20 protein-coding genes and 2 pseudogenes are annotated in these 25,511 nt (G+C 69.2%); 6 read left to right on the top strand and 16 right to left on the bottom strand.

Annotated elements, in window-relative coordinates; translation table 11 throughout:
- Positions 1–175 precede the first annotated feature (175 nt).
- Positions 176–670 (top strand): Hsp20/alpha crystallin family protein, encoded by a 495-nt coding sequence (locus Q9R22_RS08265; RefSeq protein WP_131333761.1) that lies wholly within the window; start codon positions 176–178, stop codon positions 668–670.
- A gap of 149 nt (positions 671–819) precedes the next feature.
- On the opposite strand, the gene Q9R22_RS08260 is transcribed toward Q9R22_RS08265, so the two are convergent.
- The 6 genes from Q9R22_RS08260 to Q9R22_RS08235 form a co-directional block, all read right to left on the bottom strand.
- Entirely contained in the window at positions 820–4,587 is a 3,768-nt protein-coding gene (locus Q9R22_RS08260) for an MMPL family transporter (RefSeq protein ID WP_131333762.1), read from the bottom strand.
- Positions 4,588–4,765: 178 nt separating this feature from the next.
- Positions 4,766–5,476 carry a TetR/AcrR family transcriptional regulator gene (locus Q9R22_RS08255; protein ID WP_131333763.1) on the bottom strand — a complete coding sequence of 237 codons (711 nt, stop codon included), beginning with the start codon at positions 5,474–5,476 and terminating at the stop codon, positions 4,766–4,768.
- A gap of 75 nt (positions 5,477–5,551) precedes the next feature.
- A complete protein-coding gene (locus Q9R22_RS08250) occupies positions 5,552–6,943 on the bottom strand; it encodes a D-serine ammonia-lyase (protein WP_131333764.1) in 1,392 nt (463 codons plus the stop codon).
- 25 nt (positions 6,944–6,968) lie between these two features.
- Entirely contained in the window at positions 6,969–8,846 is a 1,878-nt protein-coding gene (locus Q9R22_RS08245) for a bifunctional sugar phosphate isomerase/epimerase/4-hydroxyphenylpyruvate dioxygenase family protein (RefSeq protein ID WP_131333765.1), read from the bottom strand.
- A complete protein-coding gene (locus Q9R22_RS08240; RefSeq protein ID WP_131333766.1) occupies positions 8,843–9,784 on the bottom strand; it encodes a shikimate dehydrogenase in 942 nt (313 codons plus the stop codon). The genes Q9R22_RS08245 and Q9R22_RS08240 overlap by 4 nt, the downstream gene beginning before the upstream one ends.
- 74 nt (positions 9,785–9,858) lie before the next feature.
- Positions 9,859–10,773, bottom strand: a complete 915-nt coding sequence (locus Q9R22_RS08235) for an IclR family transcriptional regulator (protein ID WP_242670520.1) — start codon at positions 10,771–10,773, stop codon at positions 9,859–9,861.
- A 147-nt stretch (positions 10,774–10,920) separates the two neighbouring features.
- Here Q9R22_RS08235 and Q9R22_RS08230 point away from each other — a divergent pair, with 147 nt between their 5' ends.
- Positions 10,921–12,363 (top strand): MFS transporter, encoded by a 1,443-nt coding sequence (locus Q9R22_RS08230; RefSeq protein WP_131333767.1) that lies wholly within the window; start codon positions 10,921–10,923, stop codon positions 12,361–12,363.
- 159 nt (positions 12,364–12,522) lie between these two features.
- On the opposite strand, the gene Q9R22_RS08225 is transcribed toward Q9R22_RS08230, so the two are convergent.
- From Q9R22_RS08225 to mgtE, 6 genes and pseudogenes are all read right to left on the bottom strand, one after another.
- On the bottom strand, positions 12,523–13,590 hold the full coding sequence (locus Q9R22_RS08225; protein ID WP_242670521.1) for an MFS transporter: 1,068 nt from the start codon (positions 13,588–13,590) through the stop codon (positions 12,523–12,525).
- Between the two features lie 313 nt (positions 13,591–13,903).
- On the bottom strand, positions 13,904–14,989 hold the full coding sequence (locus Q9R22_RS08220; protein ID WP_131333769.1) for an alkene reductase: 1,086 nt from the start codon (positions 14,987–14,989) through the stop codon (positions 13,904–13,906).
- A 142-nt stretch (positions 14,990–15,131) separates the two neighbouring features.
- Positions 15,132–16,002: pseudogene (locus tag Q9R22_RS08215) on the bottom strand (aldehyde dehydrogenase family protein); the annotation flags it as partial.
- Complete coding sequence (locus tag Q9R22_RS08210) at positions 15,999–16,430, bottom strand: hypothetical protein (RefSeq protein WP_311254157.1); 432 nt, start codon at positions 16,428–16,430, stop codon at positions 15,999–16,001. The gene Q9R22_RS08210 and the pseudogene Q9R22_RS08215, both read right to left, overlap by 4 nt.
- Positions 16,390–16,575 carry a hypothetical protein gene (locus tag Q9R22_RS08205; protein ID WP_165489829.1) on the bottom strand — a complete coding sequence of 62 codons (186 nt, stop codon included), beginning with the start codon at positions 16,573–16,575 and terminating at the stop codon, positions 16,390–16,392. The genes Q9R22_RS08210 and Q9R22_RS08205 overlap by 41 nt, the downstream gene beginning before the upstream one ends.
- A gap of 302 nt (positions 16,576–16,877) precedes the next feature.
- Entirely contained in the window at positions 16,878–18,239 is a 1,362-nt protein-coding gene (gene mgtE / locus Q9R22_RS08200; protein ID WP_311254156.1) for a magnesium transporter, read from the bottom strand.
- 180 nt (positions 18,240–18,419) lie between these two features.
- Here mgtE and Q9R22_RS08195 point away from each other — a divergent pair, with 180 nt between their 5' ends.
- Positions 18,420–18,857: a PaaI family thioesterase gene (locus Q9R22_RS08195; protein ID WP_064846888.1), complete on the top strand. Its 438-nt coding sequence runs from the start codon at positions 18,420–18,422 to the stop codon at positions 18,855–18,857.
- Between the two features lie 134 nt (positions 18,858–18,991).
- On the opposite strand, the gene Q9R22_RS08190 is transcribed toward Q9R22_RS08195, so the two are convergent.
- Positions 18,992–19,144, bottom strand: coding sequence for a hypothetical protein (locus Q9R22_RS08190; RefSeq protein ID WP_165489830.1), 153 nt, complete (start codon positions 19,142–19,144; stop codon positions 18,992–18,994).
- A gap of 505 nt (positions 19,145–19,649) precedes the next feature.
- Positions 19,650–19,838: pseudogene (locus Q9R22_RS08185) on the bottom strand (MFS transporter); the annotation flags it as partial.
- Between the two features lie 359 nt (positions 19,839–20,197).
- Between Q9R22_RS08185 and Q9R22_RS08180 the strand changes: the two are divergent.
- The 3 genes from Q9R22_RS08180 to Q9R22_RS08170 all read left to right on the top strand — a co-directional run bounded on the left by Q9R22_RS08180 (position 20,198) and on the right by Q9R22_RS08170 (position 22,809).
- Complete coding sequence (locus Q9R22_RS08180) at positions 20,198–20,389, top strand: hypothetical protein (RefSeq protein ID WP_131333772.1); 192 nt, start codon at positions 20,198–20,200, stop codon at positions 20,387–20,389.
- A 167-nt stretch (positions 20,390–20,556) separates the two neighbouring features.
- A complete protein-coding gene (locus tag Q9R22_RS08175) occupies positions 20,557–21,813 on the top strand; it encodes an MFS transporter (protein ID WP_242670523.1) in 1,257 nt (418 codons plus the stop codon).
- A 558-nt stretch (positions 21,814–22,371) separates the two neighbouring features.
- Positions 22,372–22,809 (top strand): NAD(P)-binding protein, encoded by a 438-nt coding sequence (locus Q9R22_RS08170; protein ID WP_165489831.1) that lies wholly within the window; start codon positions 22,372–22,374, stop codon positions 22,807–22,809.
- Here Q9R22_RS08170 and Q9R22_RS08165 read toward each other — a convergent pair whose 3' ends face one another.
- A complete protein-coding gene (locus tag Q9R22_RS08165) occupies positions 22,810–23,712 on the bottom strand; it encodes an FAD-dependent monooxygenase (protein WP_131333775.1) in 903 nt (300 codons plus the stop codon).
- A complete protein-coding gene (locus Q9R22_RS08160) occupies positions 23,709–25,439 on the bottom strand; it encodes a choline/carnitine O-acyltransferase (protein ID WP_131333776.1) in 1,731 nt (576 codons plus the stop codon). Before Q9R22_RS08160 ends, Q9R22_RS08165 begins: the two co-directional genes overlap by 4 nt.
- Positions 25,440–25,511 lie beyond the last annotated feature (72 nt).

Below are 25,511 nucleotides of genomic sequence, written 5' to 3'. Positions count from 1 at the left end.
TTGAGTCAGTGCCACTCAGCTTTCGTGCGTCAATGACTAGCACTTCCGCCGACAGCCTGCTACATTAGACGTTGTTGAGTCACAGAGACTCAAGAAACGTGATGGCTCCACGCGGGTAATCGACCGGTTCGCGGGGCACAGCACGTGGGTGCCGCAGAGTGAAGGAGTAATCGTCATGGCTACATTCGACCCGTTCTCCGAGGTCCAGAACTTCGCCAACCAGGTCCTCTCCGGCCGCAACGGCCTGGAGCAGATGCCCATGGACCTCTACCGTCAGGGCGCCAACTACTACCTTGCCGCGGACCTGCCGGGCATCGATCCCACGAGCGTGGACGTGGACGTGGACGGTCAGCTGCTGACCATCCGTGCGCAGCGTCGTCTGCCCTCCGCGGAGAAGGACACCAAGTGGATCGTGCGCGAGCGCCGCAGCCACTCGTTCGTCCGCCAGCTCAACCTGGGCCAGGGCATCGACACGGAGAACATCACCGCCGCGTACGACAACGGCGTGCTGACCGTGACCATCCCCGTGTCCCCCAAGTCCCAGCCGCGCAAGATCCAGGTGGCCACCGGCCAGGAACACCACGACAACGTGGTCCTGGAGCACGGCAAGGGCTCGGACGAGGACCGCTCGCAGAACGTGCAGAAGGAATCCGAGGGGTCGCAGGACTGAACAGGGCCGATCAGGACCGGCCCTTCACCGGCGCTGACCGGCGAATCCACCCGGTCGGAACAAGCCTGCTCAATCGGGGGCTCACCGCCCCATGACATGGCTGTGCCCCGCAGGTCACCCTGCGGGGCACACTCATGTTCACCGCGGGGTCAGCGGTTCATCCACCGCACCACGTGGTCGAGGTCCTCGGACGCGCGGGAGGACCAGACCATGAGCGCGTACACGTGCGGTCCGCCCTCGCAGACCACCGCGGTGGTGTCGACGTTTGCTCGCACCAGCTCGGCCACGAACTCCATGGTGTCCGGGTAGAGCATGTCCCGGTCACCCTGCAGCACGAACGTGCGGGGCAGTCCGCGCACGTCGCCGAAGGCGGGGCTCACCATGGGGTCGGTGACGTCCCGTGTGCCGGCCCACCAACGAGCGGCGGCCCGAGCGCCGTCGGTACCGAGCATGTGGTCCGCGTCCCGGTACGCCTCGATCTGGGGGTTCGTCACCGTGGTGTCCACCCACGGGGCCATGAGGATCAGACCCGCCACGCCGAGATCGTCCGCGTCCCGCAGTCGCATGGCCTGGGCCAACGCCAGACCACCGCCGGCGGAGTCACCCGATAGGAAGACCCGTGGGCCGAACGAACGGGCCAGGTCCCACACGCCGTCGGCGAGTTCGAGCGCCTCGTCCACCGTGTGATCGGGGGCGAGCCCGTAGCCCGGCACCACCACGGTGACCCCGGTGCGCTGCATCAGGGCGTCGATCCAGCGCCAGTGCACCGTGGTCATGGGGTTCACGTACGCGCCGCCGTGCCAGTGCACGACCACCGGGGCGTCCGCCCGGGTGATGGCTGCCTTGGGCCGCGCGACGATGACCGGGTACCCGGCCACCATGACCTTCTCGAAGCTCGCGCGCTTGTGCATCGCCTTGTGCGGTGCCGCTTCCTCGCCGCGCACGGCCAGGGACTCGAGCAGCTTCTCCTCGGAATCCAGCACATCCGGGAGCACCCGCAACGCCTGGTTCGTGGCGCGCAGCACCGGGTCCGCGGCGCGCACGATCACGTCCGCGGCCGGCTTGGCGGCCCGATCCTCGGCGATGCACGTGCTCGTGGAAGCCGCCGCGTGCCGACCGCGACGCCGCTGGGTCCCCGCGGTCCCGGGCGTTGCGGTGTCTTCGCGGGAGCCCCCATTCTCGGCAGCGCCCGCGAGCTCACCGCGGCGCTGGGCGTCATCAGCCACGGCACCGAGAGGGGCCCCGGTGGCATGGTGCTGCGCGGCCGAGCGACGCTCGGATCCCCGGTGGTAGGTGGCACGGTGATCGGCCGCGGTGCGGTGGTTCCCGGCATGACCGTGGGTCCGCTCGCCGACCCCGGCACGGTGACCGTGCGACGCCGTCCGACCGGAAACACCGGCCGCACCGGCCGCACCCGCGGTGGCCACGGCGGCGGTCGCGGCGTGCTGCCCGTGACCGGACTTTCCCCGGCGCTTCCCGGACACCGCGCGATGGCGACCGGTGACGGGGGCGGACCCGGCGGCGTCGCCCGCGGAGACCGTGCCGGACTGCCCGGCACCCTGCACGGCGAGGGACTCACCTTCGACGTCCACGTGCGGGAGGATCTTGTCCAGCCAGCGCGGGAGCCACCAGGCCTTCTCGCCCAGCAAACGCATGACCGAGGGGATCAGGAGCATGCGCACCACGAACGCGTCCAGGAGAACGCCGATCGCGAGTGCGAAGCCGATGGGCCGGGTCATGGCCATGTCCGCGAAGATGAAGCCCGCGAACACGGAGATCATGATGATCGCCGCGGCGGTGACCACGGAGCGGCCCGCCTTGAAGCCGTAAACCACGGCCTGGCGCGCGGGGTGCCCGTGGGCGTAGGCCTCGCGCATCCCGGAGACCAGGAACAACTGGTAGTCCATGGCCAGGCCGAACAGGATGCCGATCATCAGCGTGGGCAGGAAGCTGAGGATGGGCCCGGGATCGTGCACGCCGAACACGGCGCCACCCCAACCCCACTGGTACACGGCCACCACGGCACCGAAGGCCGCGAGCACGGAGAGCAGGAAGCCCAGCGTGGCGATCACCGGGACCAGGATGGAGCGGAAGACCATGAGCAGCAACAACAGCGAGATGATCAGCACGACGCCCAGATAGAGGGGCAGTTTCTCGCCCAGCAAATGGGAGACGTCGATGTTCGCCGCGGTGGTGCCGGCTACGCCCACGTGGACGTCCTCATTGGCCTGGAGGTCGCCGTTGAGGTCCCGGATGTTGTTGACGAGTTCCTCGGTCGCGGCGTCCGCGGGTCCCGAGGAGGGGATCACCTGGATCACGCCGGTGGTGTTGTCGTCCGTGGTCACACCGGGGAGCACGTTGGCCACGTCGTCCTGCTGCGCCAAGCGGTCCGCCACCGTGTTCATCGTGTCGGTGGCCTCGGCATCGTTGAGACCCCCGGGGAGGTCCACGACCACGGCGAGGGGTCCGTTCTCACCCGCACCGAAGTCGTCCGCGATGCGCTGGTAGGCCTGGTACTGGGTGCTGTCCTGGGGTTCGGTGGACGCGTCCGGCAGGCCCAGGCGCATGGTCTGGGCCGGCAGCGCGAGCACGATGAGCACGGCCGCGCACGCCAGGGTGGTGATCCAGGGATGGCGCAGGTGCAGGGGGACGTCGTGCTCGTCGATGTTCTCCTCGCGGGGCGCGGCGTCCCGCACCTTCCTGGGCAGCACACGCCGCCCGGCGAGGGAGAGCAGAGCAGGGGTGAGTGTGAGGGTCAGCAGCAGGGCGACCGCCACGGCCACACCGGCCACGGTGCCCATGAGTCCCAGGAACGGGATCGCCGTGACGTTCAGAGCCACTAGGGCCACGATCACGGTCAGCGCCGCGAAGAACACGGCGGTTCCGGAGGTGCCCACGGCCATCCCGATGGATTCCCGCACGGGCATACCTCGTCGCAACTGCTGCCGGTGCCGGTTGAGCACGAACAGGGAGTAGTCGATGCCCACGGCCAGGCCCAGCATGACGCCGAGCATGGGCGTCACGGACATCATGTCGATCACGCCGGAGAACGCGAGGGTGGCACTCGTGGCGATGGCCACGCCCAACAGCGCGGTCAGCACGGGCAGCGCCGCGGGGACCACGGCGCGCAACATGATCAGCAGCACCAGGGCCGCGATGATCACGCCCACGATCTCCGCCGGACCCACCAGGGAAGAGATGTCCTGCGCGAGCTCCTGGGAGAACTCGGCGTCCACGCCGTCCACGGGGTGGTCCTTGATGGCGTCCATCACTGCGCTCTTGGTGTCCGATTCCACGGAGGTCTGGTCCACCGAGAAGCTCACCACGCTGATCGCGGAGTTGCCGTCCCGGGAGACCACGCGGTAGTCACCCATGCGTTCCATGGCCCGTTCACCCTCTTCGAGCTGGGCCTTCTGCTGGGCGATCTGCTGCGGGTCGATCCCGCGTTGCTGCAGGATGCGCTGTTCGCTCACGCCCGGCGGCAGGTTCTGGCGCAGCTGTGCGAGTGCTTGCTCGCCCTGTTCGAGCTGCTGGCGGCCGTCCCGCAACTGCTGCCGACCGTCGTCCAGCTGTTGCTGCGTCTGGAACGGGTTGCTCGTGGAGGCCACCTGGTCCACGTCCTCGGTGGCCTTCAGAGCCTCGGCGATGCCGTCCTTCTGGGCCTGCGTGAACTCGGAGCCGTCCTCCGTGAAGAACACGACGCGCCCGGTACCCTGGTTCGCTTCCGGGAGTTCGTCCTTGAGCCGATCCGCGAGGTTCTGGGTCTCGGTGCCCGGGATCGTGATGGCGTTGCTCAGGTTCACACCCGACATGGCGACCCCGCCCACGGCCAACGCAAGCACCGCGAGCCATACCAAGATCACCGCCCACGCGTGGGAGGCTGCGCTCTTGCCCAGCCTGTACAGAAGTCGTGCCACGGGATTCTCCTACTGAATCGGAAGTTCTCTGGTGGGTGCGTCGCGCGGGGCGGCGGCTGATCGGTCCATGGGTGCTGTGCGGTTGTCGACGACGCCGCGGCGCCGGTCTGCGGTCTCGGCCCCCGGCGTCGGGGGCTCGTCGGTGGTGCTGGTCAGGGTTTCGGGTCGGTGCGCGGCATCAGGAATCGAAGCCCCGCCCCAGGACGCCGAGTGCGGTGGCCAACAGTTCGTCCCAGATCCGGCGACCCCGCTCGTCCAGCCCGCCCCCGGTGCGCGCAACCCATTCGTCGAGGCACTCAGCGAACGAGTTGATGAGCGTGGTGGCCACCAAGTGCGTCTCGAAGGACGAGTGCTGCGGCAGTCGTTCGCGCAGCACCTCGTTCAAGCGGTCCACGGCGGTGCGGGTCACCCTGAATCCCCACAGCGAGGCCGCGGGGGTGTCCTGCAGGTCCACGGAGAACACCGGTTGGAGTTCCTCGATCAGGGTGTGGGTGCGCAGCGATCCGATCAACTGCCGGTAGACGTCCCCCAGGGAAACGTCCGACGACGCCGCTGTCGTACCCTTCGGCGTCGTCGGCTCCGGGAGATCCCGCAGCACCCCGTCGATCAGCCCTGCCACGAGTTCCGAGAGGTACTCGAACACCGCGTCCTGGGCCGAGGGGAAGTGGTTGAAGATGGTCCGGCGGGAGACCCCCGCCCGCGCGGCCAACTCGTTGACGGTCACGCGGTCGGTGCCCAGCTCGGTGGCCAGTTCACCCGCGGCCGCGATGATGGCCCGCCGATTGCGCAGCCGAATGGCTTCGCGCTTGTCCTTGGGCTCCCCTGATCGAGGCTCACCCGAACGGTCGTCGGCGCATCCGGACAGCAACGTGGTCAACACGTAATCCATCGTACGGCAGTAATTGCACTGTGTGCATTTTCTGGTGAGGAGGCTCTCATCACCTCCCCGCCAAGTCTGCGTACGTCAGTCCTCGAGGGATCGATGGTGGGGGCGTCGGTCCCTGGAACGCCGGTTGTCGGAGCGTCCTGCGAGGTATCCCGCCCGCACGTGATCCGGGAGCATGCCACCACCGGTGAGCCAGGCCAGATGGGTGGCCCCGTCGGGGACCTTCATCGGGTTCTCCCCCGCTCCCTCGTGGGCGACGCGCCGCAGGGCGTCCAGGGCCGCGGCGGCCGAGGGCTCCACCACCATGCCCTCCGCGCCATGCAGGCTCCTGACCTGGGACAACATCGCCTCATCCGTGCACGTGACGTAACCGGCGAGCAACCCTTCCACGGCTCGACCCACGAATCCCGAGGCCCGCCCCACCGCGAGCCCGTCCGCCACCGTGCGGGTGTCCAATCCCAGCTCGGCCACCGAGATCCCGTCATGACGACCCGTGTACACACCCAGGAGCATGCACGGCGCGCGGGTGGGTTCCACGAACACACAGTGCACTGCATCCCCGAATTCCCGTTTCAATCCGTAGGCCACGCCGCCCGGGGCTCCCCCGATGCCACATGGGAGGTACACGTACAGGGGATGCTCAGCGTCCGCAGCGACACCCAGGTCATGTAACTGCCGGGCCACCCGCGCCCCCGCCACGGCGTACCCCGCGAACAGGCTCAGCGAGTGTTCGTCGTCCACGAAGTGCACCGACTCGTCCGCCTCGGCGGCCACACGCCCCGCTGCGACGGCTTCCGTGTAGTCGGTGCTGTGTTCCACGACCTCCACTCCCCGCGAGCGCAGCAGATCCTTCTTCCACTGTTGCGCGTGTACGGACATGTGCACCGTGGCCCGCAGCTCGAGCGCCGCGGCGATGATCCCGATGGACAGCCCCAGGTTTCCCGTGGAACCCACGACCACGCGGTGCTCCCGCATGAGCCGGCGGAAGGGCTCGGCCCCGAACACGGTGTAGTCCGGTCCGGGCCGCGGTGGTTCCGGCAGCAGGCCGTGGCGCACCGCGAGCGTCTCGGCGTACTGCAGGACCTCGTGCACCCCGCCACGGGCCTTGATGGAACCGCTCACGGGGAGGATGTCGTCACGTTTGAGCAGGACCCGCCCCGTCCGGATACCGCTAACGCGCTGCCACTCGCCGGCCTCGTCCAATGGCGACTCGATGAGCCCCCGCGCGGGCGCGGTCTCGGGGAAGGTCGCCGCGATCCAGGGCCGGAACCGCTCGAGGCGCGCCGCGGCGTCGTCGACCAAGGCCGGGTCCACCCCGGAAGCCGCCAGCCCCCGGGCGCTGTCCACCGGGGGATTCCACCATGTCAGGGGTTCCTCCCGGGCCAGCCGGGACAGCACGGGATCCGACGCACCCCTTGACCCATGCTGCATCGGCGGCTCCGTGGTGGGTTCGATCTCCGGCGTATCCATGGCCCCATCATGGCGCGGCATGCTCTCACAGGCCACCGACCGGGCTCAGCCCCCCGAACTCCCGGTACTGCGCGGCCAACCGGACGGGAGCATTGGGGGCGCCGAAGCCCTCGTAGCCGCCGCGGCGTTCCACGACCTCCACGAACACCTCGCCCAGCGTGGCCGTGTAGAAGTGCAGGAACTCCCCGTGCTCGTCCCGGTCGTAGAGCAGCCCGTGGGATTCGAGCTCGGCCACGAACTCAGGATCCAGATCGAAGCGGGCCACGAGGTCCTCGTAGTAGTTGCGCGGCACGGGCAGGAAGGCGAGCCCGCGGCGTCGTGCCCGGCGTGCCACCGCGACGACGTCCGAGCACGCGAGCGCCACGTGCTCCGGGTAGGCCGCGCCCGTGAAGGCGCCCTGCTCCGCGGCCATGGGCGCCACGTTGAGGGGGATCCGCACGGTGTTGCCCTCCGAGCGCATGACCTGCGAGCGCACGAGTCCGGACGGCCCCGCGACCTCTTGCGAGGACGTGGGATGCAGGTTCAGCAGGGACGTCAGGAACAGCACCGCCTCGTCGTAGTGCTGCCACGGCTGGGCCAGGTTCACGTGGTCCACGCCCGTGATCAGGGCGCCCGACGCCGCGTCGTCCTGGTCCGCGCCGAACTCCCCGAGCCACGGCGGCACCCCATGGTTGCCGTGCGGGCCGAAGAATAACTCCGTCCCGTCCGGCGCGAGCACGCCGTGCAGCACGGTCTCGTCCGGCTGCTGGGCGCGATCCACGGCCCGGGCGAGCAGGCTTTCCGCGCGGTACGCGGCGAGGTCGGGATCCGTGACCTGGAAGCCGAGGGCCGCGAGCCGCGTGAGCTGCACGGTGGCCCCCGGGTCCTCCGAGACCACGATCCGCACCGGCCCCTGCGTCCACGCCTGGACCGAGTCCTTGGAGCGGTGGTGCCCGGCCAGGGAGAACCCCAGCTGATGCAGCAACCGGGTCACGCGCCCGAGCTCCCGGGTGCGCAGCTCCACGAAGTCCCAGTCGTCGGGGGTCTGCGGAGCGGGCAGATCGGTGAGCACGAGCGGCTCGCGCTCGGGTTCCCCGCCGGCGTCACGCACGGCGTCCGCGGTCTGGTCCTCGAGCCAGCGCAGGGACCGCAACCCGTCCACGGCTGTGCGGTAGACGTCCGCCTGCCGGAACGAGTCGTTGAAGATCTCCAGGGACACGGGCCCGGCGTACCCGCACTCGTGCAGGCGGCCCAGCAGGTCCACCAGGTCGAAGTCCCCCTCACCCGGGAAGACCCGGTGGTGGCGCGACCACGAGAGCACGTCCTGTTGGAGCAGGGGCGCGTCCGCGAGCTGCACGAAGAAGATCTTGTCCGGGTCGCACTTTTCCGCCCCGGCCACGGTGTCCCCGCGGGAGAAGATGTGGAAGCTGTCCAGGCACGTCCCAACCCGGGGGTGGTCCGCGAGTCCCACGATCCGGTGTGCGTGGCGCCAGTCGTTGACGTGCGCGCCCCACGCGAGAGCCTCGTAGGCCAGGTCGATCCCGTATTCGTCGGCGACGTCGCCCGCGGCCCGCAGCTGCTCGGCGATCGCCTGGTCGTCGTCCAGAACACCGGTAGCCACGTTCGAGCACACGAGCAGCACCGTGGTGCCCAGCCGGTTCATGAGTTCGCACTTGGCGCGCAGTCGGCGCAGGGAATCCGGGAACGCCTCCGGGGCCACCTCCACGCCGTCGCGGAACGGCTGGTACATGTCCAGGGAGAGCCCCAGCTCCGCTGCGAGCTCTCGGAGTTGTTCGGGCGACGACGGCGAGACCACCAGGTCCGGCTCGAAGACCTCGATCCCGTCGAACCCGGCGGAGGCCGCCGCCCGCATCTTCTCCTCGAGGGTTCCGGACAGGCACACCGTGGCGATACTGGTCCTCACAAGGCACCCTCCTGTTTCTCGTGGCTACGCTCACCCTCGGGAGCGGACGCGGGGACGGTAACGGCGTCGTCGCCCTGGCCGGTGAGCTCCAGGAAGTGCCGGCGCATGCGGGCACTGTCCGGGGCGACCCCCGTGATCAATGCAAATGCATCTACCGCTTGCCCCACGGCCATGTGTCCACCGTCCAGCACCGAGCACCCGAGAGCCCGCGCCGCCCGTACCAGGGGCGTCTCGAGCGGAAGGTAGATCACGTCCGCGACCCAGTGCTCCGGTCGCAGCAGACCCACGTCGAAAGGCGTCCCGGGGTGATGGTGCATCCCCACCGGGGTGGCGTTGACCACGCCGTCGGCCGCCGCGATGTGCTCCGTGGCCTGTTCGGCCGTGACGGCTTCCACCACCGCGTCCGGGTAGCGGGCGGCGAGTTCGCTCGCTCGCTCGGCGGCGCGGGCCACGTCCACGTCCACGAGACACAGCCGCTGCGCACCCAGGGACAGCAGGGCCTCGGCCACCGCGGACCCCGCCCCGCCGGAACCGAATTGCACCACGGACCCCACGGTCACGCCGGGCAGACCGTGCCCGAATCCGGTGGTGAACCCCGAGCAGTCCGTGTTGTACCCGATGAACTTTCCTTCCCGGATGAGCACCGTGTTCACGGCCTGGATGGCCTCGGCGCGCGGATCGATCTCGTCCAGGTGCTCGAGTACGAGCTGCTTGCACGGGTGCGTGATGTTGAAGGCGTTGAACCCCAGATCACGCCCGGCCCGCAAGAGGTCCCCCACACTCGTGCCGGGGCGTCCGATCACCCCCAGGTCCACGGGGCGGTAGAGGTAGCGCAGACCGTGCCGGTCCGCTTCGGCCTCATGCATGGGCGGGGTGAGGCTCTGGGTGATGCCGTCGCCGATCAAACCCACCAGGTAGGACTCGTTGCGAGTGGACATGGGACTCCTTCCGGGGAGTGTGTGCCGTGGTCAAGAGGTGCGAATTCAGGGCCCGGGGAGCCCGGACCCGAACATCAGCTGCGCTGCGGGAGCACCACCGCGAGTCGGTCCGCGGCCTCCCGCAACAGGGGGACGTTCTGGATGAGCTCAGTGGGATCGCACCGGTGTACGGGCGCGGCGAGCGCGAGCGCCGCCTGGAGGGGAGCACCTGGGGACATGACGGGCACGGCCAGGGCGGCCATACCGTCGTCGTGCTCCTGGTCCTGCAGGGCCCACCCCTGCTCCCGGACCTGCGTGAGGATCGCGCGCAAGCGCTCGCGGTCGGTGAGCGAGCGCTCCGTGCGCGCGCTGAGGTCGAGGGACGCCACGAGGTCATCGCGGACGCCCGGTGCGGTGAAAGCCAGCAGCACCCGGCCGAGCGCGGAGGTGTGCAGCTCCCCCCGGTCCCCCGGGTCCGTGGTGATGCGGTGGTGCGGGCCGTCCACGGTGTGCACGGTGAGGAAACGGTCCCCGTCCAGCACGGCCAGCAGACAGCTCTCACCGGTCGCCTCCACGACCTCCCGCATGACGGGCAGTGCGGTGCCGGCGTAACCCCTGGCCGTGGCCGCCTTCTGTCCCATCGCGAAGAGCAGCAGACCCAACCGGTACTGCTTGGTCGCGGGCTCGTACTCCGCGTACCCGGCGTCCACGAGGGTGCTCAGCAAGCGGTAGCACGTGCTGAACGCGTAGCCGGAGTCCGCCACGAGTTGCCCGGCGGTCGCCCCGTGGGGGTACTCGGCCAGCATCTCGAGCAGCGCGAGCCCCTTGCGCACGGTTCCCGAACGGTCAGCGGCCCGGGACCGGCTACCGGCCCCGCCCTCCCCGGACTCCCGACCCGGTTTTCGGTCGCCTTCTCGCTCCGGTTCCCAGCCGGATTCCTGCTCCGGTTCCTGGGCCGGTTCCTTGACCGCCGACGCCGCGACGCGCGACTGCGATGCGCTGGGGCTCACGCTCAACTCCTGATTCGCTGACGGACATTTTTCTCGACCACTTGACGAACAGTGTGACCCACACCATTCTTGGTTTCAAGTATTCGGAAGTGATTTTCATTATTTGGCAATTGCCAACGCGATGACGCCCCACGGAAGGACCCGCTCATGAGCACGACCCCAGGACCGGATCAGCCGATCCACCCCCCGGCCCCGGCGTCGTCGGGACAACTGACCGACTCACGCCCCGAGAACGTCAAGACCCCCAAGAAGGCGGCGCTGGCCAGCTGGATCGGCTCCGCGCTCGAGTACTACGACTTCGCGGTGTACGGCACCGCGGCGGCGCTCGTGCTCAACCACTTGTTCTTCCCCAAGGACGCGTCCCCGGGTGTGGCCATCCTGTTGGCCATGGGCACCGTGGGCGTGGCCTACGTGGTGCGGCCGCTGGGGGCGCTCATCATGGGCCCGCTCGGTGACCGGATGGGACGCAAGTTCGTCCTGATGCTGACCCTGTTCATGATGGGCGGCGCCACGTTCCTGGTCGGGTGCCTGCCCACGTACGACCAGGTGGGCCTGTTGGCACCCGCCCTGCTCGTGCTGTGCCGCGTGATCCAGGGCCTGTCCGCCTCTGGTGAGCAGGCCAGTGCCATCTCGGTGTCCCTGGAGCACGCCGACGACCGCCACCGTGCGTTCACCACCTCGTGGACCCTGCAGGGGACGCAGTTCGGCACCCTGCTGGCCACCGCCGTGTTCATTCCGTTCACTCTGTTGCTGAGTGAGGAGCAGCTGTTCAGCTGGGGCTGGCGCGTCCCGTTCTGGATCTCCGCCGTGGTGGTCCTGGTCGCCTACCTGATCCGCCGTCACCTGGAGGAGCCGCCCGCCTTCGAGGACGCCCAGGCCGAGACCCCCGGCGAGAAGCCCGCGACCCCGCTGGCCCTGATGCTCAAGTACCACAAGGCCGCCGTGATCCGGATCGCCGCCGCCGCGCTGATCAACACCGTCAACGTAGTGTTCCTGGTGTGGTCCCTGTCCTTCGCGACCTCGGTCGTGGGCCTGGAACGCTCCACCATGCTGTGGGTGTCCGTGCTCGCCAACTTCGTGGCCCTGTTCACCATCCCCGTGTGGGCGCTGCTCGCGGACCGGGTGGGCCGCAAGCCCATCTTCGTAATGGGTGTGATCGGTTCCTCGCTGCTCATGTTCCCCTATCTGGGCGCGGTGTCTTCCGGTAACTGGGTCCTGATCTTCCTCCTGGGTGCGGTGCTCTCCGGCGTGTTCTACTCCATGGCCAACGGCATCTGGCCGTCCTTCTACGCCGAGATGTTCCCCACCCGGGTGCGCGTCTCCGGGCTCGCGCTGGGCACGCAGATCGGCTTCGCGATCTCCGGCGGCGTGACCCCCTTCCTGGCCACCGCCGTGGCCGGCGCCGAGGGCGACGCCTGGCTCAACGTGGCACTCGTGGTCTGCGCCGCCGGTCTGATCTCGGTGATCGCCGCACTCACGGCCAAGGAGACCAAGTCTCGTTCGCTGCGCAACATCGACGACCTGCACACCAGCCGCACGGAGGCACTCGAGGTCGTGGCACTGGGCAAGCGCAACGCCGCGGGCCGCTGATTCCGAGCTCTGGTCATCGCACTGCCATTCCGTGGAAGGCGCGGTCGGGAGCTCCCCGGTCGCGCCTTCCGTCTGCCCGCCGTCAGGTGCGGTGGGTCGCGGAGGCTGCGCAGCGTCGTCGTCCGAGCACGGGGACGACGACGCCGCGCGGCCCCGTCCTCAGACGTCCCGGCGGCGTCCGGGCGGGCGGGTCGCGTAGATGGCGACCGAGACCAGCAGGGCGGCCACCCCGGCCCCGAGGGTGAGCAGGAACCCGTGCCGCGGCACGACCGACAGGACCCCGCCCAGTGCCGAGCCGAAGGAGACCCCCAGGACCAGGCAGGTCGTGAGCATGGTCATGACGCTCGCGATCCGGTGGGACGGGGCCACGCGCTCACCGCGCGTGTAGGCGCTGACCAGGATGGAGCCGACGCCCAGGCCGATCACCGTGAACAGCAGCGCCAGACCCACCGAGCCGGGGACCGGCAGCAGTAGGACGGACACCAGCACCACGAGAAGTGCTCCGCCGGCCACGCGCCATGCGAGCGGCACACGCTCCGGGAGCCGGGACACCAGCACGCTCGCCACGGCGCTGCCCAGCCCCATGAAGCCGTAGATGATGCCCGTGTAGGCATCGGTCCCTCGGGCCGCGTTGATCGCGGTGAGTGCGGTCTGCGTGGAGCCGAAGACCGTGCCCACGCACAGGCACGCGAGCATGGGCGGGAGGACGGCCTTCGGGCGGATCCGTGGGGCGGTGCCGTCGGTGGGGGTGGGCGTCTGCGCGTCCACCCTCATGCCGCGGCGGCTCACCAGGTAGGCGATGAAACACCCCTGACCCACCACGACCCACGTCATGAGCACCAAGAGCGCCGGATTCGGGCCGAGTACACCCACCAGGATCCCGGCGATCACGGGCCCCAGGATGAAGCTGATCTCGTCGCACGCGGTCTCGTACCCCAAGGCCTTGCCCACCAGGCCGGGGGTGTCCCGGCGCCTGGCCAGGGCGGACCAGCGGGCCCTCGCGATGGCTCCCACCTGGGGGTTCGCGGCGCCGACCACCGCGGCGCACACCAGGATCAGTGACCGGGGCGCGTCGTGAAGGACCACGGCGAGCAACGATCCCATCCCGAGCAGTTGCACCACGGTGGCCGCGAGCACCACGGGCAGGGGTCCGAAGCGATCCACCAACCGCCCGATCAGGGGCGCGCCCACGGCGGAACCGAGTCCCGCGGCAAGCGCTTCGTCCACGTCGACAGCACGGGGTATTCCCGGCCCATCCTCGAACGGACGGGCCTGACGCCCATCACTTCGGTCACCGCCGCGACGTGGCGCCGAGGCTGATGACAGGGCAATTCGTCGAGCCCGAGCGGTTGTTGGGGCCGATCAAGGGCCAGCTATTTCGTGCAGTTGACGTAGTCGAGGAATGCGAAGTGGAGCAAAAGCAGGGGGTCAGCCGCTCGTCCGAGGATCCCGGGCTGAGGCGCCAGTCACGACCCAAGAAACGCAGGAGGGTGGCAGCCGTCCGTCCAGACGGCTGCCACCCTCCTGAAGGAACCCGTGCCTACCGGGCCGCCACCTTCGCGAACGGGTAGTCCACGTACCCCTTGGGTCCGCCCACGTAAAAGGTCGTGGGATCCGGGGTGTTCAGCTCCAGCCCGTCACGCCAGCGCTCCACCAGGTCCGGGTTGGCGATGAGCTCACGGCCCACCACCACGCCGTCCGCGAGATCGGCGCTCATGATGTGCTCCGCCTCCTCGAGTTCGGTGACCACGCTGAAGCCGCTGTTGAGGTAGAACACACCCTCGAAGTCACGGCGCAAGTCCCGCACGAACTCCCCGTCCACGTCCTTGTGCAGCACGGACAGGTACGCGAGGTCGAGTCCGCGCAGACCGGTGAGCAACGCGTCATAGGTGGCCACGACGTCGTCGTGGTCGTCCTCGATCGCGCCCTGGACGTTGTGCTCGGGCGAGATCCGCAGCCCCACGCGCTGCCCGCCGATCTCCTCGGCGACGGCGCGCACCACCTCGATCACGAACCGTGCCCGGTTCTGCGGGGAGCCACCGTACTCGTCGGTGCGGTGGTTGGAGGACGGGGCGAGGAACTCGTGGAGGATGTAGCCGTTGGCGCCGTGGATCTCCACGCCGTCGATCCCGGCGTCCACCGCGCGGCGGGCGGCGGCGACGAACTCCTGCTTGATGCGGGGCAGCTCGTCGGTCTCCAGGGCACGGGGCGTGGGCATGGGCTGCTTGCCGCTGGGCACGTGCACCGTCTGGTCCACACCGATCGCACTGGGGGCCTCGGGCAGGGGGCCGCCGGTGAGTTCGGGGTGGGAGACCCGCCCGGCGTTCATGATCTGCAGGAAGATCACGCCGCCCTTCTCGTGTACGGCGTCCGCCACCCGGGACCAGCCCTGGGCCTGCTCGGCGGTCTCGATGCCGGCCTGACCCCAGAACCCGCGGCTCGTCACGGCCGGGAACGTGCCCTCCGTGACCACGAGGCCCGCGGACGCCCGCTGCGAGTAGTACTCGACGTTCATGTCCTTGGGTACACCGTCCGCGTCGGAACGCATCCGGGTCAGCGGCGCCATGGCCACACGATTGGCGAGCTCGAACTTTCCTACGGTGATCGGGTCGAACAGGGTGGGCATATGTTTTCCTTCGTCGAAAGCTGTTGGTACTTAGTCAGTACCCACAACATCCTTCCCCCGCACACCATTCCCGAGGAAGGCTTTCAGAAGGGTCGCCGGAGGAGTTGCCGCAGCCCTTCTGCCCCTGGCCCACCAACGGGTTGTCGTACTGCAGCTTGTTCTGCAGCGGACCCAGGACGTTCTGTTCCTCACGGCCATTGCCCATGGGCATCTGCTGCGCCACGCCGACGAGCGCCTCGCACACGGAGTCGTAGACGTCCTCGTGGACGTAGAGGCGCGTGAGCGCGGCACACGTCTGGCCCGTGTTGATGAACGCACCCCAGAACAGGTCCCCTGCAATGGCCTGCGGGTCCACGTCCGGCGGCACCACACCGGCTTCGTTGCCCCCGAGCTCGAGGGTTAGTCGTGCGAGCCCGTCCGCGGCCGAGCGCATGATCGCCTGGCCGGTCTTGGTGGAGCCGGTGAACATGATCTTCTCCACACCGTCGTGTTCGGACAGTGCCTTGCCCACCTCGCCGCCGCCGGGCACCACGTGCAGGACGTCCGCCGGGAGCACCTGGTTGAGCACGTGGATCAGGCCCAGCACGGACAGCGGGGTGTACTCGGAGGGCTTGACCACCACGGTGTTGCCCATGCGCAGCGACGCCGCGACCTGCCCCACCGTGATCATCATGGGCCAGTTCCACGGCCCGATCGCCCCCCCCCCCCCCCACGACGCCCAGCGGGACGTAATGCAGTTCGGCCCGCCCGGACTCGTCGTCCACGAGCACCTCGGCGAGCACCTCCGCGTTCGCCTCCACGGCGTCCGCGGCGCGGTGCAGGTACTCCGAGCGCTTCGCGTGCCCCAGCCCCGCCCATTCGGGTTGGGCCGCGCGGGCGGCGGCCACGGCGTCGTCGAGCTCGGCGACCGCGCACTCGTGGACGGAACCCACCACCTCACCGGTAGCCGGGTCCAGGATCTCGCGCCCTGACGGGCCGGTGACGGCGGCGAACAGGTCTTGGTAGGTGCTCACGGTGGCTTCTCGTGGCTGGGTCGGTTTGGCGCCGGTACGCGCGCAGCTGCCCCCATTGTGTCCCGGATCACCCCCCCCCCGGTGGCTTGTGCAGGCGTGCAGTGCGGTTGGCGTTGCATGCCGGGGACGACGACGCCGCACGCTGCCTGCGCGCACACCCGCGCCTCGACAGCCAGGCGCACGGCACGGATGTGCGAGGCCACCGTGAAGTCCTGTGCCGCGAAACGGGTGTGCACCTGGCGGACGGAGACGTAGAGGGCCCGGGCCACGGACCCCGGGGACAGCTCGGGATCATCGAGGTGGCCGGCGATGTACGCCATGGCCTGCTGCACCAGCAGGTCGCTGGCGTTCTCCTCCGCAGGCTCCACGACCTCGGCGGAGAGCACACTAACCAGCATGTCCAGCGCGGAGCGGATACTCAGGGGCATGTTCCATGCGATAGGCGACGTACACGATGAACAGGATCACGGAAGCTACCGTGACCACGTACACCCAGCCCAGATTGATGGCGAGCCACTGCACCAGGCCGAGCATGGCCTTGTCCGCCCGCACGGGGGCCAAGATGGTCCACACGGAGAAGGCGCGATGATGGCACCGGACACGATCATGACCCGCCAGTTCACGCGCGTCTCGCCGCAGCAGGAGAGATCTGCGGATCCGCGACTGAGATCCATGGGTTCCTCGGGCCCGGGGACGTCAGGATGCTCAGGTATGCGATCGCTGATTTGTTCAGTCACTCACGTCTCCTTCATCCAGTCCACTCGCCCACTGTGGGGCGTGCACGACATCTGGGAAAATCCCGTGAGTGGGCGCACGGCGTTGCAGGGCGCTCCGGGCACCGGGGTGAATGGCTCCGACCTGGGGGTGCTCCCGCTCTAGGCCAGCCCCAGCATCGCCCGGGCGATCAGGAAGTAGACCACGAGCCCAGCGGCATCCACGAACGTGGAGATGAACGGGTTGGAGAACACGGCCGGGTCCGCCCCGATGGCGCGTGCGATCAATGGCATACATCCCCCCACGGTGGCGGCTAACGTGCACAGGGCCAGCAGTGTCAGCCCGATCACCGCGCCGATGTCCCACCCGTAGATCAACCCCACGATCACGAATCCCAGTCCGCCCAACAACAGCCCCAAACACAGTCCCACGCGCATCTCGCGCAGCATGACCTTGACGACGTCCCGGGTGTGCACGTCCCCCAGGGCGAGCGCGCGGGTCAGGGATGTCGCCGCCTGGTTACCCGTGTTGCCGCCGGTGCCCGTGAGCAGCGGGATGAACACGGACAGCACCACGAGCTGTTCCAGGGTGGACTCGAACGTCTCCAACACCCGTACGGTGAACACGGCGCTGACCGCGAGCACCAACAACCACACCACGCGCGAGCGCGCGAGCCGGAACACGGGGGTGGACAGGTACGGCCTGCGCAACGGCTCGGAACCGCTGAGCCGCGCCTGGTCCTCGGACTCGGCGCCCTCGAGAATGTTCAGGGCGTCGTCCACGGTGAGCACGCCCACCAGGCGGTCCTCGTCGTCCACGACGGGCAGGCTGAGCACCCGCAGGGCCGCGCACTGGCGCGCCGCCCGTTCCCGGGGTTCCGTCGCGGACACCCGGTCCGCCTGCTCCATGACCTGTGAGACGAGGGTGTCCGGAGGGGCTGCCATGAGTCGCTGCAGGCTAGTCACGCCCAGGAGCCGCCGCTGCGGATCCGTGACCATGACCGTGTACACATTGCGGGTGCGTTCCAGTTCCCCGCGCACCCGTTCCAGACTCTCGGCGCACGTCAGGTCGGGGTGGGTCGTGACGTACGAGGGGTTCATCCGCCGCCCGATCGAGTTCTCCGGGTAGCCGAGCACCGCCGCGGTGAGCTCGCGCTCGGAGGGCGGCAATCCCTTCAACAGCCGGGTGGCCAGGGCCGCAGGCAGTTCGTCCAGCAGACTCACGCGATCGTCGGTGTCCAGGGACTCGACGACGCCCGCGACCTCCTCGTCCCGCAGACCCGTCACGAGTTCGCGCTGCAGCGGCGCGTCGAGACGTTCGAACACGGTCACCGCGCGGTCCTTGGCCAGCATCCGGTAGGCGACGGCGCGCTGGCGCACTCCCAGCCGCTCCAACAGGTCCACGACCTCCCCCACCGTGAGCTCCGCGAGCAAGCGTGCCACCTCCGGCAGGTCCTGGCTCCCGATGGCCGATTCGACGGCGCGGAAGGGCCGTTGGACCTTGACTTCGTGGACACGGCTCACGTGCCACCCCTTCCTGGTCATTGGACGGCACCGACGGGACGCGGGAGCCGTTGCCAGCCTGTCAGAAATCGGACGCGCCCGCCCAGTGGTGGCCGCACTCTAGAGTGTTCTCGTATCGCCCCACCCCGCACCCGGGAGTGGTCCTCCAGGCCCGGCCAGGCCCCGCACCGAAGGGTGACCGTGTACGCAGACCCCACCGACATGACCGCCATCCGTGAACTCCTGCACGAGATCCTGCGCAACGATCCCGCTCCCCTGCACCTGGGCATGGACCTCGGTGAGATCGAACAGGGCCGAGTGACCATGTCCATGACCGTGTCCGACTTCATGGCCAACGGCCACGGTGTCTGCCACGGCGGATACCTGTTCACCCTGGCGGACACCACGCTCGCGTACTGCTGCGCGACCGCCGGCTCCCCCATCCTCACGCGCAACGCCGAGATCACGTTCACGGCTCCCGCGCACAGCGGCCAGGTGATCACCGCGATCGCCACGCGCCGGGTGAGCTTCGGCAGGAATCAGATCTGCGACGTCGTCCTGGAGGCCGACGGGCGCGTGATCGCCTACTTCACGGGGCAGGGCACCACCCCGCCGCAGCCCAAGGGTACGGTGAAGTGACGGGCCGGACACTGTAACGCCCACCGCTGGAAGTTCTCGGGCACGCCGAGGCCACGTTCGACCCCGTGAGGTAGCCTCGGCGTGCCTCACGGCGCGGTCCCCGATCCCGTGGATCGCCCCCCACAGCCCACTGCTCAGGGCACGCCCAACCATGGGGGCCACGGCCGGAAGCGCGTGGTCAGCTCTTCTGCGGTGTGCAGCCGCTGGTAGGCGCCCACTTCCAGGGGGCCGCTGCTCATGCCGTGGACGGTGGTGATCCCCCACGCGGAGAAGTCGGCCAGGGCCACCCGCTTCCCGGCCAGCAGGTCGTCCGGGCCCGTCCATCAGGTGCTCGTCGTAGCCCACCCACGCACCCACTCCCCCGCCTCGGCTTCCTGTGCGGCCTCGCGGATCGCTTTGACGACGTCGCTCGCTCGCGGTGTCACGGACGGCCTGCAGCCCGCCTTCATGGCCAGGCAGGTATACATCCTCGGGATGCCCGTGGGACTCGATAAGCCCCGGCATGAGGTAACGCCCACCCGCATCCACGACGGGTGCACCCTCCGGGGTGCGGGCGCGCGCGATGGCCGAATAGCGGACCTTGACCGGGAACAACTGGGTCAGGACGGTGCACACGGGGGCGTACGGGATGGAGGCGAAGCCGAGTCCCAGGATCATGGCCACGGTGATCAGGGCGGTGTCCTGGGTATCCACGAGCCAGAAAATGGGGAAAGCCACGAGCGCGGCGATCGCGTAGCCGACGGCCTCCACGATGGACGGGGAGGTCTTGTCCGAGAGGGCCACCACGGCGGCCACGATCATGAAGGACAGGATGGTGCCGGTGGGCGAACCCAGCTGCACCCCCGCGCCGGAGAAACCGCGCTTGTGCTCAGGGGCGTTCTCCACGGCCAGCAGGGTGGCGCCGCCCCATTCGCCGCCGACCGCCATGCCCTGCAGGAACCGCAGGACGGCCAGCGCGGGGTCCTCGCCACCGAAGAACAAGGGCGCGAAGACGATGGACGCGGTGGGGCCGAACAGGAAGAAGTCGTACTACTCGAGGGACGTGCCCACGTAGGCGCCGATCAGCGCTTTGCAGGCCTTGCGGGGGTCGTGTTCTCGGGCCGCGGGATGCTCCGTGGGACCTTCGGTCGTGCTGGACATGACAACCTCTGGATCAGGGAAGTGGTGCCGTTGCCCCGGGACCCGCTCATACGAGCACCCAGAACAGTGGCCGCGATTATTTATGTGACCGGGGTCCTACACCGGAGCTTTCCGGCGGGTTCAAGACTGGAAGGGGTCCGTCCGAAATTCGCTGCCGTGAGACGGTTGTCGCGTCCCGTGGCAAGTGGTCGAATGAACGCATGAGTGAAAACAGCATCTGGGATGCCCTGGAATCCGCACGCGACAAGGCCAAGGAACGGGAGCAGGAGGAGATGCAGCGCGTCGAGGACGCGGACAACCACGAGCAGCAACGCGCCGCCAGCTCCCGCGTGGCAGCGCGCCAAGCCGTGCGCGAGACGCTCGACGACATTCTCACGCAGCGGGAGAGGTGAGGGTTTCACGGAGGGGGTGAGCCCCCTCCGGCCACCTCGTGCGGCTCGGGGAACGGTTCCGTTCCCCGAGCCGCCGCGCCATCTGATAGTGATGCTGGGGACGCACATCGACCGAGGGGTCCCCCACGAGCACGCATCACTTCATCCGAGCACGGCTGCCGTGGGTGGTGGCCGGGATCATCCTCGTGGCGCTGAGCCTGCGCGGGCCCATCATCGCGCCCACGCCCGTGATCACGAACATCCAGGCGGACATCGGCCTCTCGTCGGTCGCGGCGGGGCTGCTCACGGGACTCCCGGTGTTCCTCTTCGCCGTGGTCACCCCGGCGGCCTCCACGGTCATCCGACGTGCGGGCCCCGAGGCTGCCGTCCTGCTCTGCCTCATCGGTGTCCTAATGGGCACCGTCATCCGTTCCCTCGGCTCCACGCCCCTGCTGTTGGTGGGCACCGTGGTCATCGGGGCGTCGATCACGATCGGCAACATCGTGATCCCGGTCATCATCCGCCGCGACGTCCCCTGGCGCCAGGTCTCCGTGGTCACCGCCGCCTACTCCGCGGCCCTCAACGTGGGGTCCATGATCACCGCGCTCGGCACCGCGCCGCTCGCCGCCGCCCTAGGGTGGCGCTGGGCCATCACGGCCTGGGGCGTCCTGGCGCTCGCCGGCATCGGCTACTGGCTCCTGCTTTCACGACGCCGCTCCGGCAGCCCCGGCGACGACGCCGCCTCAGCCGCCCACACGCCGTCGTCCCCCGACGCCCCCGGCCGCGGCGCGGCCCCCAACCCCCACGCGCCGTCGGCCCCCGAAACCTCAGAGGCCCCCGCGGAGATGCTGCCGCCAGCGGAACCCGACACCGCTCACGCGACGGGGCGTGTGCGGCGCATCGGCTGGTTGCTCGCGCTGGCGTTCTGCGGGCAGGCCATGGCCTACTACTCGGTGACGGCGTGGCTACCCGCGCTGCTCGCGGACACGCGGGGGTTGAGCTTGGCGAGTTCCGGGGCCTCGGCGTCGCTGTTCCAGGTGGCCGCCGTCATCGGGGCGTTCGGCGTGCCCCTCCTGGCCGCACGGGCGCCCGCGTGGGTTCCGGTGGCACTGATCGGAGCGCTGTGGATCACCCTACCCATTGGCCTGATGCTCGCGCCGGGGTGGTTCATCGCGTGGTCACTCATCGGCGGGGCGACCCAGGGCGGCGGTTTCACGGCGATCTTCTCAATCGTCGCCCGCGTGGCCCGCTCCTCCGCCGAGGCGGCGCGGATGTCCGCGCGGGTGCAGGGCATCGGCTACCTCGCGGCCACGATCGGGCCACCCCTGGCCGGAGGTTTGAACACCGCGACCGGGGCGTGGACGGCGCCCCTGCTGTTGGTGCTCGCCGCGACCGTGGTGTTCACGGTGGGCGGGGTGTTGGCGGCGTTCAGTGCGCGGTCGTGAACACCACGACATGACAGCGCGCGTTCCACGGCAGTTGATGTTACGGATACAGGACTGGGGCCCACTCACGAATGAGTGGGCCCCAGCCATCAGGTCCTGGATCTAGAACCTACGGAACGAGGTCTCAGCGACCCGGGTGGGTGGTGCCGTCCACGTTGGTGGTCCCGGTGTCGCGGCGACGATCCGTGGTGTGGTCGACGTGGCGATCGTTGTGGACGCTTCGCCGCCTCTCGCGGGCAACAGTGTGCTCTCTTTATATTCGGGAATAATCGGAGGCGAGTCCGAGAGCTTGATTCTCCTGGCCGGGGCCCGCCGGAACACCGGCGCGTACTGCATCACCCAGGTGAAGCGGCGATTTCCTTAGATTTTCCCGGATACACGCGGGCGAAGAGGATGAATCGGGAATAAATATACGATTTCGTCCTCGCGCCCCCAGCACCGATGATCGAGGAATGCAGAGGGCATTCCCCTACCCCCCTCCGTAACCTCACCCGCCCCGGACCAGCGCGCCCCCTTCCCCGGGTAGTTTCAAGATCAGTCGCCCCGGGAGGAGCTCACATGTCCCAGCGCATCGCCATCATCGGCGCAGGACTCGGCGGTCTGACCCTTGCCATCGATCTGCAGCGCAAGGGGTTGGACGTCCGGATCTACGAACAGACCGCTGTCCTGCGGGAGGTCGGCGCCGCCGTCCCCCACCACGGCCAGGCTGCGAACCAGTCCATCGAGGACGCGATCGTCCTATCCGACCTACTCTCCAGCACGACCGACTGGGACCATGCGCGTGCCGAGTACGAGCGGCGTCGTCGTTTCCGTACCCGCAAGATCGTGGACGCGTCCGTCACCGTGGGTGAAATGCTCCACCTGCCCGACGGCGCTCGCGCCCGGGAACGCAACACTCGCCTGGCCTCGCCGGACGCCTTAGACCGGGACCTGGACTGGATCCATTCGTTCCGTGCCGATGAGCAGGTCCCGGAAGCCCCGGCCGTGGGTGGGTGATCAGGAAGGGCGTCGCGCCCAGCGCGGCGCCCGCTCCGGCCGCGGTCCTACGCCCACCGCCAACGCCGGGAGCGCACTGAGCCACGGCACCCGCCGCACGACCTTCACGATCCACGACGGCGGCCGCAGGTCCCTGCCCCGGATCGCCGGCATGATCAGTGCCGCGTGCAGGATTCGCTGCATGCCCTGGATGACCACCGTGGGCACCATGCGGCGTCGCTGGATCCGCGCCAACCCACGCGCCTCCGCCCGCCCGGATGCACCGCCAGAACGCAGCAACGGAGCCAGAATGCGGGCCGCAGCCACCGCGTCCTGCACCGCCAGATTGATCCCGACGCCGCCCACCGGCGACATCGCGTGTGCAGCGTCCCCGATGCACAGGACCCCCGGGGCGTGCCAGCGGCGCAGCCGGTCCAGGCGCACGTCGAGGTGCTTCACGTCCGCCGTGGACCCGATCCCGGTCACCCCGGCGGCCGCCTCCGGGAGGAGCTGCGCGGCGTCGGCCCGGAAGGTGTCGAGACCGCGGGCGCGCACGGCGTCGTCGGCACCCTTGGGGCCCAGCTGCGCGACCTGGATGTAGCCGTCGCGCGGGATGCCGATGGCCACCCGCCCCTTCTCCCACGTCACCCCGGTGACCTCGTGCTCCGGGAGGTCCACGTGGGTGACCCTGGAATGCGGAATGGCCTCGAAACGATCGAAGAGACCGAGATCGTCGAGCAGGGCCAAAGTGGTGGGATGCACGGTGTCCCCGCGGAAGTCGCGGAGGAAGTCCGCGTGCTTCTCCAACACCGTGACCGCCACACCCGCACGCGCCAGTAGGAGACCCAGCACCAGGCCGGCCGGACCGCCGCCGACGATGGCGCACGTGGTGCGAACGGTGGGCGGCTCCGCGGGCGTCGTCACCCCGCCAGCGCCTTCACGAATCCCCAGAACGTTTCCGCGCTCGCGGTCAGATTGTGCGCGAAGGCCTCCAGGTCCTCACTCGAGTCCCGGCGGTAGTTCACGCAGAACTCGTAGCCGTCCGTATGGGTCGTGTACGTGACACCGAAGCCCTCGGGTGTGGTGGGCGCGAACGCGTAGCGCACGATCGGGTCCGGACCGCCGATGGACGTGGTGGACAGGAAGTCGTGGCGCATGGCCGCGATCCCCGGGGAGTCGAAGAACTCGGACAGCTCCCCCGTCTTCCGGGCCATCATGGCGAGTCCCAACAGGTGGCGATCCACACCGCGGGCGTTCTTGCAGGCCTTGACCCAACCACGATGTGCGTCCAGGGCCTCCGTGAACAGCTCCTCGGTCGCCTCACCGGCGAGGAGGGCGCGGGCGAATGCGGTGGCCTGCGGGGTCACGGGGCGGAGGCACTCGGTGCGTCCCGCCTGGAACTCACGCATGTCCACCGATTCATATACACCGCGCGCCGTCCCGTACGTCGCAAGCTGGGCGAGCAACATGATGAATTGCTGAGCGGCGTCGTCGCTGATCTTGAACGGGAGTTCGGCGCGGTGCAGCCGCGGCACGAACACCCGGTGCACGCCCAGCAGCGCGGCCTCCGTGCGGTATTGGGCGACCCGCGCCACGAGTTCGTCACGCAACTGCGGCTCGAGCTCCCACGTAATCGCGGCGGGTTGCGGGGCGTCCGGCAGCGCGGCCTCGTCCGGGATCGTCACGTCCTGCATGGCTCCCGCGACGGCCAGGATCGTGGCCCCGTCCACGGTGCTGTGTTCCACGTGCATGGCCAGCCACGGATCCTCGAGGCACACCTCGTACGTGATCGGTTTGTAGGCCCACGCTTGCCCCACCTCGAACGCGCAGCGCTCCAGGTGCTCCACGACCTCGGCCCGCGCCCCCACGACATTGACCAGGAACACCATGCGGCTGATCCGGTCGTAGATCTCCGCGTTGTGCTCGTTCGAAGTCAACTTCTCCAACAGGGGCGCGGCCGTCTCACTGCCCAGGTAGGACAGCGCCCCGAACGGCAGCTCGGTCTCCCGCGGTTCATCCCGCTCCACGACCGCGCGCAGCCCCGCGGCCACCGTGCGCAGCGGCAGCGGTTGCCGGTCCTGGGTGCTGATCGTCAGCGCGTACAGCCGGCCGCGGTGGATCACGCCGATCTCCTCCGCTGCCTCGGCCGACCCCGACGACGCCGTTCGCTCCGGTCTGCGGATCTCGTCCCGTTCCGCGCGAGGATGCCGCACTCCGCCCGTGAGACATTCCCACTGGGACATACTCACGTCGTTACCGCGGGGGTCCACCTCCTGCGGGGTCTCCCCGCGCACCTGCCGTAGATGCACCCACGCCGCCCGGTAGACGAGTTCGGCCGCCCGGCCCAGCCCCGGGGCGCCGAAGTCCCCCGTGATCTGGAATCCCACGTTGGTGGTCAGCGGCAGGGGTGTGCGCACGCTCAGATATCCGTCCAGCCACTCCCGGGACAACCAACTGCGCCCCTCGGCGTCCTCCGCACGGGCGAACTCCTCGAGTGCCGCTTGTAACCGCGAGCCCTCCCCGGTCCGGAACGCTTCCGCATCACGCCGGGTCCGCTCGAGCGCCGCGCCGTCCACGAGGGGTTCGACGGCGTTCAGCATCCGCTGCAGCGTCTCTTCCAGCGGGGGCACGGGAAGGGGTTTGACACTCATGAGGCATCCTTTCGGTCGCGGGAACAGGAGGGTCGGGTCAAGGGGAGGGTCGGCGCGACGGCGCCCGTGCGG

It is taken from the genome of Kocuria sp. PD6, from assembly GCF_031844145.1.
Classification (GTDB): Bacteria; Actinomycetota; Actinomycetes; order Actinomycetales; family Micrococcaceae; genus Kocuria; species Kocuria marina.
The sequence above is the reverse complement of the archived record's forward strand: the minus strand, read 5'-3'. Positions and strand labels throughout refer to the sequence as shown.

Coding starts and splice junctions, on each gene's coding strand:
- Q9R22_RS08220 (WP_131333769.1), bottom strand. CDS start 14,989: ATGCCCACCCTGTTCGACCCGATCACCGTAGGAAAGTTCGAGCTCGCC.
- Q9R22_RS08230 (WP_131333767.1), top strand. CDS start 10,921: ATGAGCACGACCCCAGGACCGGATCAGCCGATCCACCCCCCGGCCCCG.
- Q9R22_RS08210 (WP_311254157.1), bottom strand. CDS start 16,430: ATGCCCCTGAGTATCCGCTCCGCGCTGGACATGCTGGTTAGTGTGCTC.
- Q9R22_RS08170 (WP_165489831.1), top strand. CDS start 22,372: ATGTCCCAGCGCATCGCCATCATCGGCGCAGGACTCGGCGGTCTGACC.
- Q9R22_RS08265 (WP_131333761.1), top strand. CDS start 176: ATGGCTACATTCGACCCGTTCTCCGAGGTCCAGAACTTCGCCAACCAG.
- Q9R22_RS08250 (WP_131333764.1), bottom strand. CDS start 6,943: ATGGATACGCCGGAGATCGAACCCACCACGGAGCCGCCGATGCAGCAT.
- Q9R22_RS08240 (WP_131333766.1), bottom strand. CDS start 9,784: ATGTCCACTCGCAACGAGTCCTACCTGGTGGGTTTGATCGGCGACGGC.
- Q9R22_RS08180 (WP_131333772.1), top strand. CDS start 20,198: ATGAGTGAAAACAGCATCTGGGATGCCCTGGAATCCGCACGCGACAAG.
- Q9R22_RS08160 (WP_131333776.1), bottom strand. CDS start 25,439: ATGAGTGTCAAACCCCTTCCCGTGCCCCCGCTGGAAGAGACGCTGCAG.
- Q9R22_RS08255 (WP_131333763.1), bottom strand. CDS start 5,476: ATGGATTACGTGTTGACCACGTTGCTGTCCGGATGCGCCGACGACCGT.